This window comes from Clostridioides sp. ES-S-0010-02, from assembly GCA_020641055.1.
Lineage (GTDB): Bacteria > Bacillota > Clostridia > Peptostreptococcales > Peptostreptococcaceae > Clostridioides.
The window spans coordinates 2070232-2084384 of record CP067345.1 but is presented as its reverse complement, the minus strand read 5'-3'; the positions used below and the strand labels follow the sequence as shown (position 1 = coordinate 2084384).

The 14153-nt window shown below is 29.7% G+C and carries 9 protein-coding genes; all 9 read right to left on the bottom strand.

Annotated elements, in window-relative coordinates; translation table 11 throughout:
* Positions 1-164 precede the first annotated feature (164 nt).
* Positions 165-1442 (bottom strand): transposase, encoded by a 1278-nt coding sequence (locus JJC01_09415; protein ID UDN60059.1) that lies wholly within the window; start codon positions 1440-1442, stop codon positions 165-167.
* A gap of 140 nt (positions 1443-1582) precedes the next feature.
* Entirely contained in the window at positions 1583-3883 is a 2301-nt protein-coding gene (locus JJC01_09410) for a molybdopterin-dependent oxidoreductase (GenBank protein UDN60058.1), read from the bottom strand.
* Positions 3883-4671 (bottom strand): FAD binding domain-containing protein, encoded by a 789-nt coding sequence (locus JJC01_09405; protein ID UDN60057.1) that lies wholly within the window; start codon positions 4669-4671, stop codon positions 3883-3885. Before JJC01_09405 ends, JJC01_09410 begins: the two co-directional genes overlap by 1 nt.
* 107 nt (positions 4672-4778) lie before the next feature.
* Positions 4779-6131, bottom strand: coding sequence for a purine/pyrimidine permease (locus tag JJC01_09400; GenBank protein UDN60056.1), 1353 nt, complete (start codon positions 6129-6131; stop codon positions 4779-4781).
* A gap of 1358 nt (positions 6132-7489) precedes the next feature.
* Positions 7490-8380 carry a hypothetical protein gene (locus JJC01_09395; protein UDN60055.1) on the bottom strand — a complete coding sequence of 297 codons (891 nt, stop codon included), beginning with the start codon at positions 8378-8380 and terminating at the stop codon, positions 7490-7492.
* A 249-nt stretch (positions 8381-8629) separates the two neighbouring features.
* Positions 8630-9715: a dihydroorotate dehydrogenase gene (locus JJC01_09390; GenBank protein ID UDN60054.1), complete on the bottom strand. Its 1086-nt coding sequence runs from the start codon at positions 9713-9715 to the stop codon at positions 8630-8632.
* A 35-nt stretch (positions 9716-9750) separates the two neighbouring features.
* Positions 9751-11064, bottom strand: coding sequence for an amidohydrolase family protein (locus JJC01_09385; GenBank protein ID UDN60053.1), 1314 nt, complete (start codon positions 11062-11064; stop codon positions 9751-9753).
* Entirely contained in the window at positions 11065-13356 is a 2292-nt protein-coding gene (locus tag JJC01_09380) for a molybdopterin-dependent oxidoreductase (protein UDN60052.1), read from the bottom strand.
* Positions 13346-14140: an FAD binding domain-containing protein gene (locus JJC01_09375; protein UDN60051.1), complete on the bottom strand. Its 795-nt coding sequence runs from the start codon at positions 14138-14140 to the stop codon at positions 13346-13348. Before JJC01_09375 ends, JJC01_09380 begins: the two co-directional genes overlap by 11 nt.
* Positions 14141-14153: the final 13 nt, after the last annotated feature.

Here is a 14153-nt window from a genome sequence, read left to right as displayed (position 1 = left end):
ATTTATTTGAAATTTGAAATTTATAATTTAACTGTTTTAGTAAAAGTGATTTTTGAAATTCTATAAACTAAAAAGTAAATAGATTCTGTTGTAAACAACAAGGCGGATCCAATTCGCCGCTAAGCTGTAAGCTTATACGCTATCAGTTTATCTTTTAATTATTATTAAGATATTCTTATTCTTTGTGGTTGCTTTAACATCTGAGGATTATTCTGCAAGTAAGATAAATCAACTATTTGTGATTTTTTTAATATATTAAGACTTGCATTTACATCCGCATTTATAATCATACCCATACTAGATTTATATTGACCACGTGTTATTCTTTCTCCCTTAAATTTGTGTTTCTGTACATCATCCAAATTAATATCAGGAAGGTAATCATTGGCAAAAAAATCTGATTTACTAGTATAACTTTCTTCTTGTCTAATGAAATTAATATTTTTTATTTTACATAGATACTCTAGTTTTCCTTTTATCTCTCCAAAAGGAATTCTTATAAAATTTCTATATATTTTCTTTTCCATATTATCACTTTTTTCTAACTTAGCATTATATCCTACAATCAAATTGCCAATATTATTTTTTACACAGTAGTCAATTATGTAAAAGCAAGTTTTATTTACATAGTCTTTAACCTGATTATTTCTTTTATTCCATACTTTAAATTGTTTTCTTGTAATTAAACTTATATTCTTTTTTAATTTTAAAGCCTCTATTTTATCATTTTGCTTATTTGCCCATTGGTTCACAGACTTAAGCCTTCTTCCATCTATAATAAAACTATCACCTAAGTTGGTAGTACAAGTACATAAGTTTTCTAAACCTAAATCTATTGCCAGTGCATTTTTTTTATTTGAAACTTCCTCTGATTTCGGTATTTCATAACAATACTGAATTTCAAAGAACCTAGCCTTATGTTTAGGTATTATTCTTATTTCCTTAACTTTTTTGTCTAATATATTATTTGGAACTTTTATACTCACCTTTCCATACATTTTTTTAAATACGGGAGACATAGGCACATTTAAAATTCCATCCTCTTTAATTCTTATTTGTCCTATTATTATACTAAAAAATCCTTCTTTATCTAAATACTTAGGTGATTTTATTCCTCTAAAATCATACTTGCCTTCTTTAGCTAATTTAATTAAACCAAAAAATGACCTAAATGAACTATCAACTTCTTTTAGTATTTGTTGTGCTACATTACTATTGAGTAGTTTATAGTTTTCATTTTCTTTACATACGTGATAATTGGCTTCATAATTAAGATGCTCCCCTTGATTAAAGTAGTGTTGTCTGACATTATATGTACCAACATTATACAAGTTCTTTGCTAAAAAGCACATCTCTCGCAAAGCCTGATATTCTTTCTTAGTTAAATTTTTTAATTGTTGTCTCTGAGTCCCATAATGTATGTTTTTTGTTCTATTTGGCATAAACTCACCTCCTTTAACTCCTACTCTATTAGACATTATATATGGTATTTTTATAAAGCACCATATATAATGTCTATTAAATTACTTTATTTTGCAAAATAACTTAAATTTATACTTTTATAGTATATCATTTATTAAATTTATTTGTTGTTGTTTTTCATCCCCATGTACACTTTTTCAAAAGTTATAGGAAGCTCTCTTATACGAACTCCAGTAGCATTAAAAATTGCATTTGCAATTGCTGGTGCTGGCGTATGTATAACTATTTCTCCTAAAGATTTAGCTCCATAAGGCCCTCCTGGGTCAAAATTATCAGCAAAATCTACTAATATATTTCCTACTTCTTTTTTTGTAGGAACCTTATACTGCAAGAAACTGTCTGTCAATAACTTTCCATCTTTATCAAATTTAGGGTCTTCATACATTGCAAACCCTATCCCCATCATTACTCCACCTTCTACTTGTATTCTCGCTAATGTTGGATTTATAACCGTACCACAGTCAGGTACACATGCAAAATTTATTACCTTATATTCTCCTGTATTTTTATCTAGTTCTATTTCAGCAAATCCTGCTATAAATGGTTTTATTCTTTTTAACATACCAAATGATTCTGTTGCTTCTAAAACAACTGGTACATCGTCACTTGAAAACCCTATACCTCCAACTGACTCTCTTCCTAATTCCTCTAATAACACAAATTTACTCTCATCATTCTTAACAAAAACTCTATCTTTACTTAACTCTAAATCCTCTTTTTTAGACTCTAGTTTTGATTCTGCTACTGAAAGTATTATTTCTTTTAATTTATTTGCTGTTTTTATTGTTGCATTTCCTGTAACTGTTGTAGTACAAGAAGCAAACGCACCTGTATCATATGGACATAGGTCTGAATCACCTGTATAAACAGATATTCTATCTACAGTCGTATTTAAAGTCTCTGCAGCAATTTGTGCTTGAATTGTATCAGCACCTTGACCTAAATCAGCAAGACCAGATAATAACTTATATGTCCCATCTTCGTCCATTCGTATAGTCACTGTTGCCATATCTACACGTGGTATACCAGAACCATGATTTGCCACTGCCATTCCTACTGCTCTTACCTTGTTATTACCTATATCTTTACATGGGTATTTATCATCCCAATTAATTAATTTTTTCCCTTTTTCTATACACTGTTTTAATTCACAGCTTAGAATTTCTTCTTCTGCTGCTTTTCCATTAGTGTACCTATCTATTATGTTTTTAACTCTAAATTCAAGAGGATCTATACCAATCTTATTGGCTAATTCATCAATAGCACTATCTATTGCAAATATGCCTTGTGTAGCTCCATAACCTCTAAGTGCACCTGCTGGTAATCTATTAGTATATACTGTTCTAGCATCAAATCTAACAGCATCAATATCATTATATATTGGTAATGTATTATGACCTGATTCTGAAGAAACAGAAACTCCATTACCACCATAGGCACCTGTATTATTTAGTGACTTTAATTCTATCGCCTTTAAATTTCCTTCTTTGTCTGCACCTACTCTAACATCAAAAAACATTTCATGCCTACTATTAGAACCTACAAAGGTTTCACTTCTTGTAAAGACAAATTTTGCTGGTCTTCCAGTTTTCATAGTCACAAATGCAGTAAATATATCGGTTGCTGCTATATTCTTTCCTCCAAATCCACCACCTATTCTAGGCTTTATCACCCTTATTTTAGAAGAAGGAATCCCCAATACTTTTCTAAGTATTCTCTTTACATTGTGTGGTGATTGTAATGATGACACAACAACAATCCTATCATTTATATCTTTATATGCATATGACCTATGAGTTTCCATCATACAATGTGATTGACTTTGAGTCTTATATGATGCTTCTACCACAAATTCACTTTCTTTAAGCTTAGCCTCAACATCACCAAACTCGAAAAACTCTTTTGATACTATATTATTTTTTGCATCTAATCCAAAAGGATACGGTTCTACTATATCTTGTTCTGGATGTATAATAACTTCATTTCCTTCTGCTTCTTTTGCATTAAATACAGGCTTTAAAATCTCATACTCTACTTTTATCATTTTTAAAGCTTTAAGTGCAGTTTTTTCATCTTCTGCTGCTACTAATGCTACCTCATCTCCAACAAATCTAACTGTATCCTCAAGTAAAACTCTATCATAAGGAGATGCTTCTGGTTCTGTTTGACCTGGAACACAATATCTAACTTGTGGTACATCTTTATAGGTATAAATTCCTACAACTCCTGGAATTTTTTCAGCTTTTGACGTGTCTATATTCTTTATTTTGGCATGTGCATGTGGACTTCTAAGAAGTTTAAGAGTCAAAACATCTTTATGCATAATAAGGTCTTCAGTATATAGTGGCTTTCCTGTCACAATTGCTGTACTATCTATCTTTCTTATCCCCTTATTAATCATTATTTATTACCTCCCTCAATAGCACTATACATCCTCTTAAGCAGTGCACTTGCCATATCTATTCTATATTCTTTACTTGCCCTCATATTACTTCCATAAATTAATTCTTTACCTACAATAATAGATGCTTTATCTATATCCTTTTCTTTGCTCAATATTTGACTTGCTTCAAGTGCTAATTTAGCTCTTTGAGGCCTTGCTCCAATTGCTATTTTATAAGTATCATTTTCTTTTAACATAGCTGAATTTAATATAGCAAAATCTCCTGTACACTTTCTTATTGAATCAAATACAGCTACTGCATCTTTCTTAGGAAGTATTACCTCAATTAATATATCTTTATTTAATTCACTATCCAAAAACTCATTTAACTCTAATATTCCACTATTGTATAACCTTACCTTCGCACCAACAACTAAAAGTGCTGTAATCAAGTCAGAAAAACCATACTTTGAAAATACACTCGCTCCAATTCTTGCACCTTGTCTAAATTGAACACCAACTATATTAGAAACAGCACCTGAGACTATTCCACTACAATAATTTTTAATAGTTTTGTTTATTTCTAAACTTCTCAAAGATGTATCTGCTCCTATTAGTATATTTTTTTCATCCTCTTTTATATAGTCTAGATTTACATCCTTTAAATCTATGGCTGTTCCTATGTTTTTATTGCTTAATTTTATAAATCCGCAACCACCTAAAATAACATTATTTTTTTTAGAAATCAAAATTTTATATGCTTCTTCTAGGCTTTGTGGAACAGAATATTCTTTTATAGTAACCATCTTATCCCCCTTATATTATATTTATTAAAACTTGAAACCTACTAAGTACTTTGCTTTATTTTTATAAATATATAGTAAACTTAATTTAATTCTATTAGTTTTTTACTCTATATATTTTCCTTTTTATTTTTATTGTCCTTACCTTTTGAAAATTTTATCATATATAAACCTTGAACTATTATAGCAACCATAGCTCCTGAAACTACACTTGAATCTGCAAGTAGTGTTTCTATAAATTTTGGAGATTTTTCAAGAACCTGAGGAACTACCATAAATCCTATCCCAGTTGCCATAGAAAGACCTAATATCATACTATTTTCTTGATTAAAACCATCCATACTAACAAGTCTTAATCCAGATGTTGTAAGAGTTGAAAATATTACGAGTGTTGCTCCTCCAACCACACAAGGAGGTATTGTTCTGATTAAATTAGCTAATAAAGGTGATACTCCCGCCAGAAATAATCCAATGCCTCCAATAGCTAGTACAAATTTACTTATAATTTTTGTATTAGAAACGATTGCAGAATTCTGACCAAACATTCCCATTGGAGTAGCAGAAAATAATGCTCCTATTGTAGATAATACTCCATTTCCTAAAACAGCAGAAGAAAGTTCTTCATCTGTAACTTGTCTATTAAGTCCTCCTACTGTAGAAAGTGTACATGCTCCCATAATATCAGCTATTTCAACCAAATATATTATTGAAAACATTACTACAACCTCAAGCTTTATATCCAATCCAAAAGCAAGTGGTTTTGGAAGTGCAACCAAAGTAAACTCTTGAATTGAAGAAAAATTTACTATTCCCAAAATTAGTGATAAAATATATCCAAAAACTATGCTAACTAATATTGATGCATCTTTAAACAATCCTTTTCCATATTTATTTAATCCTAATATCATAAGTGATACAGCTATTCCAACTATAAAATTAATTGGTTGTCCAAATGTCTCATTACCCATACCTCCAGCTAAGTTTTTTATAGCTATTGGAAAAAGTCCAAGACCCATACATGCAACTATAGTACCAGATACGACTGGGGTAAATATAAACCTTATTTTTTTAAGACCAAAACCAATTATGATTATCACTATACCAGCGACTATTTGAGAGCCAAATAAGACAGGTAATCCATACTTGCCTGCAACAGAAACTCCAGCTCCTATAAACATTGCTGTAGCTCCCATTATAACTGGTATTCCTCCTCCCAATTTAAAACCTTTAAATAGTGGTATTGGATATAATTGTAACAAAGTTGATAATCCTGCAAAAATTAAAGCAGCTTGAATTAATAGTGTAGACATTTTATGATTAAGTCCAGCCGCATTTGCAACTAGTATCGCTGGTAAACAGCTACCTATTACCATTGCCATTAAGTGTTGTAACCCCAAAGGTATTGCTTCCTTTAGTGGTGGTATTCCGTCTAATTCAAATTTTGATGTACTTTTTGCTTTCATAATAAAAACTCCCGTTACATAAAACTTATTGAATTATATAAATACTTAAAAATTTAATATATTAAATTAAATGACTTTTATAAATCTTACTATACTCAGTAATACATTTAAGTTTTTATACTTAAAAATCACGTACAACAAATTTAATTATTAACAATTAAATTTATTCTATTATTTTGTATATGTTCTATAGTGCTTTACAAATATAAGAGTATTGTAGCTATGGACTTTAAAATTTTTTACAACAATTCTAATCCAATCTAAATCTTTCAATCTTAATCATTATAAGTTATAAGTTTTCATAAGTATTTATATCTTGTAAGTTTTAAACATTTACCTATAAACGCTACTTTATAGATGCCACTTTAATCTTAAGTGACCTCATACTTTCATATGAGCGTAGACTATTTCTTCATCTTCAGCATTACCTGTTAAGAGCAACCCGTTTCCACTATCAATAGCTTATAGTGTACTCTCTTTCGAGATAGTCGTTTGACCTTCCTATTTCTAGGCTTGGCGACCAAATGTCCATTGTAAAGTACTTAGGCTCTCACCATATACCATCCTTGCTATTATTTCTGGTTTTCACCACATTCATAAAAGTTTCTTTCTATCTTTTATTGTAGTTGCAAGGCTTTAGGATTTACTGGTTTTAAAGTTGTGTCCTACATAAATTTCTTTATGTACGGGGCTAAAAGTACAACTTATTTAATATACTTTTTTATTACCCCCTGTAAATAATATTATTTACTCTTTCACTGTTTTTGTTATTAAATTAATTACATAATAATTAATTTAAGCATAAAATAATTTTCAAATTGAAAATCAAAATATTTATGAATATTTTATAATATAATTATCATAAGACAGAAAAACTTAATAAGCTATGTATCTCAGTTGTACCCATGTACTCTCCTTTACTATATTTGTATCTGCAACATAAAACATACAAGTTTCTATCTAGCATATAGATATAAACCAATATCTATAATTAAAAATAGTAATACTATTGTATAATACAATCTTTATGTACATTACTATTTATTATTTCTATACAGCAATTTTAATGCCAATATTTGCATACATTTGCATAGAATAATTTTTTTATACTTTCCTTGATAAAAATTTACTTATTCCAACTGTTCTGTAATTTTTTATTAAGCAAATTTTAAATTTTATTTTTATGATATTTTTATAATTACATAAAAAAAAAGACCAAAAGTATTTTTCAAATGATCTTTTCTCAAATTTTTATTTTAATTTCTAAAATTTATAATAAATAGTAAGACTATTATAAGCATCTATTTTTATATGAAAGTTTATACTTTTATGGATGATAAGTTAATGTAATTAAAAGATTATCTAGCTGATTTTAATTTTACAATATCGCTCCAATTTTTGCTTGTAGCTAATTCTACTAAATTTAAATCTCTTCTTATTTCTGAAACATCTTCTTTTATGGAGTTTGTATCACCTTTTATATGTGCTATACTATGTTCCATATTATCATGAGTAGCTTTATTTATTTCAGAGTTATGTAATAAACTTCCTAAAATACTATTTTGTTCAATTTGTTGTTCTTTAATTGATTTTCCTTCAGATTCTAAGGCATCTACTTTAACATCTATTTCATATAGTTTTTCATTAACTACAATACTTTCTGCTTTAATTTCACTTATATCTTTACTTGCACTACTTATTTGATTTTGCATAGAGTTCATTTCTAATTTAACTTCATGTAAATTCTCTTTCACTACATTTATTTCTTTCTTCATCATACTTACTTCTTGTTTTACTTCATTCATTTCTTCTTTCATTACACTTATTTTTTGTTTTACTTCGCTCATTTCTTTCTTCATTATACTTACTTCTTGTTTTACTTCATTCATTTCTTCTTTCATTACACTTACTTCTTGTTTTACTTCATTCATTTCTTTTTTCATTACACTTACTTCTTGCTTTACTTCACTCATTTCCTTCTTCATTACACTTACTTCTTGCTTTACTTCACTCATTTCCTTCTTCATTACACTTACTTCTTGTTTTACTTCATTCATTTCTTTTTTCATCACACTTACTTCTTGTCTTACTTCTGACATGTCATTTTTTATTATGCATATTTCTTGTTTCACTTCGCTTATTTCTTCTTTCATTACACTTATTTCTTGTTTTACTTCTGACATGTCATTTTTCATGCTAACCACATCTTTATTTATAATATGTAATAATTCTAAAATTTTATCTTCCACTTACATCACCATCCCTATTAATTATTATAACATCTTATACAAATGCTATACAATGTTAACATATATCTCTAAAATAGTTGTTATAAATTTAATTATTAAAATTATTATGTATAATTACTACAAAAAATAATTAATATAGATATAAATCTAAAAATAATAATTACAAACAAAAGGATACCATTTTAATATGGTATCCTTTATCTGTATATAAATTTTTATCTTTTGAAGTTATATTTTTTATAAAACATCTTATGCATTTAATTCTGGACATGAAATCTTTCTTCCAAGTGCCTTTGGTTTACATACTGATATACAAAGACCACAATATCTACATTCACCTTCATTTAATTCCATCTTGTCATTTAATTTTCTAGCTTGATATGCACACACTCTCTCGCACATCTTACATTTAGTACACTTTTCTTCATCATAAGTAAATTCAAAACTAAGTCTTTCATTTACCTCTCCCATATGCTTATGTACTACCCCACAAGCATTTTCTATAGTTTTATATCCTAGTCTGTCAAGATTAGAATTTAGGTCATTGTGTATTTTAGCTATTACTTGAGCTCCTTTTAATATTACTACTGAACATATACCAACGAAGTCAGCACCTGCCATAATCATCTCTAAAGCATCATCTCCACTTACACATCCACCTAATCCAATTATAGGTATATTTACCTCTTTTTTTATTTCATATATTCTTTGTAGAGTTATTGGTTTAATAGTTTCTCCACTTAAATATCCAATTCCATTTCCACCTAATAAAGGTTGGCCAGTTTCTATATCTATTCTAAGTGCTGGTCCTACAGAATCACAAGCAGTTATTGCATCTGCTCCTGCTTCTTCTAATTTTTTAGCAAAAGCCCCTATTTCATCTATCATAGGAGGAAGTTTAACTATTACTGGTATATTCACTCTTTCTTTCGCATCCTTAAGCATTGGTATTAAATCTCTATAGTCATAAGATACCAGCTCTATAAAATCAGCTCCTGCATTTGCAATCTTTTCTACTAGTTCACTACTTTCTTCTATTGTATGACCTACTGAAGCTATACATACAGTTCCATCTTTTTTCATTTGTGGTATTTCAAAATCTATCCATTGCTCTGGTTCAAAATCTGTCCATTTCTCATTATTTAAAAGAGCATTAGCTGTATTTCTCACCATATGAGGTGCTGGATTTATAGCTCTTTCTTTTCTTATTGTCTTAGTAACAACTGCTCCTACTCCTGCATCACTTAGTATCTTACATCCAGCTGCACTATATGTCAACGGACCTGAACCTATTATAAAAGGTGATTTTAATTCTTTCCCTAAAAAATTATACATTATTTACTTCCCCTTTTCATATTTATTTACATTTATTAAAACTTCCAGAATTCACAGGCAACATCTTTCATTTCTTTAACAATAGCTTTTTTATCTAAGTTAACCAATTGTTTTTCTTTTAAAATATGTTTACCATCTATGTATACATTTGATATAAATTCTTTTTTACCTTGCACTACTATCTGGTCAAATATATTATCAAGTGTTACAGGAGTTTTAAATTCATCTTCCATAACTATTATATCTGCTTTATTACCAACTGTTATTTTTCCTGATTTTTGAAGTCCCAATGCATAAGCACCATGTTCTGTTGCCATCTTAAATACTAAACTTGCGGGCATTACAGATGCATCTTCTTCAACTGATTTATGCATTAAAAATGCACCTCTCATAACTTCAAAAAAATCATTTATATATCCATCTGTGCCTAATGCTACTTTTATGCCTTTTTTAATCATTCGTGGAACTGGAGAAAAACCGCCACCTACTTCACAATTACTAAGAGGCATGTGAACTACCTTTACACCTTTCTCCTTTAATATATCTATCTCTTCATCATCTACTTTTACACATTGAGATGCTAATACAGTCTCATCTAATATATCTAAATCATTGTAGTAATCAACTGCTTTTTTATTAAAGTGTTTTTTAGAGTAGTTTGGTTCATATATACTCTCACATAAATGAAATTGCATTGGTGCCTCTAATTTTCTTGCATCTTCTTTAGCTTTTTTGATAAATTTATCTGAACATGTGAAACTAGTATGTGTACACATTATTCCATTTATTAATTTACTGTTTTCTCTACTCCATTTTATTAAATTAGAATTTTCATCTAAACATCTTAACCCATTTTCATAACTTATTCTTTCACAACTTTCTAGAGATAAAACTGCTTTCATTCCTATTTCTTCTAGTATCTTCCCTTGCTCAATTAAAGTTCCTTTTTCTGTATTTGGAGCTTCTAATGTGTCACAAAATGCTACTACACCAGATTCTATAAGTTCTATTGCAGATGCTTTAGTTGTGGCTTTTACTTCCTTTAGTCCTATTCTATTTTCTATAAACGGCCACCAATAGTCATTTAAAAATCCTTCGAAATCAGTAAAATGTACATTTGCTGGTATTCCTCTAGAAAGCACTCCATATTGATGCATATGCCCATTGATAAAGCCTGGCATTACTATGGCATCTGATTTATTTATTATCTCTGAAATATCTTTATATTTTAATTCAACTTCTTCATTTGGCAATATATCTTTTATAATGTCATTTTCTATTACAACAGCATAATTTGTATATATTTCATCAGCAGAAGATATTAAGTATTTACTTTTTATAGCAACCATTTATTTACCTCCCTGATTTAGTTTTTTCATAGCCATATAAACCTTTTCAGAAGTTATAGGAAGTTCTCTTATATTCACACCTACTGCATTAAAAATTGCATTTGCTATTGCTGGTGCTGGCGTATGAATAACTATCTCTCCTAAAGATTTTGCTCCATATGGTCCTGTTGGGTCATAATTATCTACAAAATCTACTAATATATTTCCTATATCCTTTTTTGTTGGAACTTTATACTGTAACAAATTAGAAGTCTGAAGTTTACCATCAGAACCATGTCTAGGATCTTCATACATTGCAAGCCCTATACCTTGAGTTACTCCTCCTTCAACTTGTATTCTTGCAAGTGCAGGATTCATAACTGTACCACAATCAGTTGAACAAGCATAGTTTATCACCTTAAATTCACCTGTTGTTTTATCTAGTTCAATCTCTGCAAAACCTGCTAAAAATGGTTTTGCACTCTCTTTTATCCCATAAGATTCAGATGAGTATAAAACATCTTGATTTCCACCACCAACAGATTCTCTTCCTAATTCACTTAATAAAACAAACTTTTCTACATCCTCACTATAACAAACTCTGTCTTCATATAGCATTAAATCATCGATTGGTAGGTCTAATTTCTTCTGTGCTACTTTTAGTATCTTTTGTTTTAAACTTTCAGCTGACTTTATTGTAGCATTTCCAGTTACATAAGTAGTACAAGATGCATATGCTCCAGTATCATATGGACACATATCTGTATCTCCTGTATAAACAGAAATTCTATCAATAGATGTATTTAGTGTCTTGGCAGCAATTTGTGCAAGTATTGTATCAGAACCAGTTCCTAAATCTGAAGACCCAGAAAATAACTTATAAGTTCCATCCTCATCCATTCTCATATTTACTATTGCCATATCTATGTTAGCTATACCAGAACCATGAGTTCCAACTGACATTCCAACAGCTCTTACTTTATTATTCCCAATATCTATAACAGGATATTTTTCATCCCATCCAATTAGCTTTTTGCCTCTAATTATACATTCATCAAGTGCACAACTTCTTATTGGAAAATTCATTATTCCGCCTTCAGTTTGCTTTTTTATAATGTTTTTTAATTTTATTTCTGTTGGGTCCATATTAAGTTTATGTGCTAATTCGTCTATTGCACAATCAAGTGCAAATGTACCTTGAGTTGCTCCGTACCCTCTCAATGCTCCCCCTGGAACTAAGTTAGTATATACAGTCCTTCCATCAAACTTTATTGCAGGTACATTATTATAGGTTGGAAGCACATTATGCCCTGACTCGGAACAAACTGAAGGTCCATTGTCACCATAAGCACCTGTATTGTTTAATGCTTTCATATCTATAGCTTTTATATTTCCTTCTTTATCTGCTCCAACTTTTATGTCAAAAAACATCTGATGTCTAGTATTAGTCATTGCAAAAGTTTCTTCTCTAGTATATATAAGTTTTGCTGGTCTTTTCGTCATCCAAGTTACAAATGACGCATATATCTCTGTTACAGCTATATTTTTTCCACCAAAACCTCCACCTATCCTTGGCTTTATTACTCTCACCTTTGAAAGAGGTATTCCCAATGCTCTTGAAACCTGTCTTCTCATATGATAAGCTGATTGATTTGCAGAAGTTACTACTAGTCTACCATTAGTATCTATATATGTGTAAGCTCTATGAGTTTCCATCATACAATGTGCTTGTGATTGAGTCATATAAGATTCTTCTACTATCACATCACACTCTTTAAACTCTTTTTCTACATCACCTTTACCCATTTTTTCTCTTGATACTATATTTTTTGTAGCATCTAATCCAAAATCAAACGGACAAAACAAATCATCTTCTTCATGTATTAAAATTTTATTACCTTCTGATTCTCTTGCATCTAATATTGGTGTCATTACTTCATATTCAACTTTTATAAGTTTCATTGCTTTAATAGCTGCTCTTTCATCTTCAGCCGCTATTATAGCAACTTCATCTCCTACATATCTCACTATATCTTCAAGTATTAATTGGTCATGAGGTGATGCTTCTGGATATGATTCTCCAACCATTGAATATCTATAATTTGGTACATCCTTGTAAGTAAATATATCTACTACACCTTTTACTTTTAATGCATTTTTTATATCAATATTTTTTATTTTTGCAAAAGCATGTGGGCTTCTAAGAAGTTTAACAGTCAAAACATCCCTATGAAAAATTAAATCTTCAGTATATATTGGTTTACCAGTAACAATGGCTTCACTATCTATTTTTCTTACTTCTTTATTTACCATTAAACTCACCCCCAATACTATTATACATTCTAACAACTAATGCTTTTGCCATATCTTTTCTATACTCTTTACTTCCTCTTATGTTACTTCCAAATGAAAGTTCTTCACTTGATACCTCTCCAGCTTTGTTTGCATCATTTTCTAAGCTTAGCACTTCACTTGCTTTGTATGCAATCTTTGCTCTTCTTGGTCTAGCTCCTATTGCAATTTTATAAGAATTTCCTTCTTTTAACATTGCCCCATTTAATACCGCAAAATCACCTGTACATTTTCTTATTGAATCAAATACACCTATAGCATCTTTTTTAGGTAATATAATTTCCATTAATATATCTTTTTCAAGCTCACTTTCTAAAAAATCAGCTAAATTCATAACCCCTTTTTTATATAACTTAACCTTTGCATCTACTACTAGTAATGAAGGTATTAAATCTGAAAATCCATACTTAGCAAATACGCTAGCTCCCACTCTAGCTCCACTTCTAAATTGAACTCCTACTATATTAGAAACAGCGTTTGAAATTACTCCACTACAGTAATTTTTAATAACCTTATTTAATTCTAAAGTTCTTAAACTTGTATCTGCTCCAATTAATATACTATTCTCAGTTTCATTTATATAATCTAAACCTAGGTCTTTTAAATCTATTGCTGAACCAATATTTTTGCTACCTAGTTTTAAAAATCCGCAGCCTCCAAGTATTATGTTGTTTTTTCTTGATATTAGCAGTTCATAAGCTTCATCTAAACTTTTTGGAACTACATATTCCTTTATAGTTATCATATTCTCTCCCCAT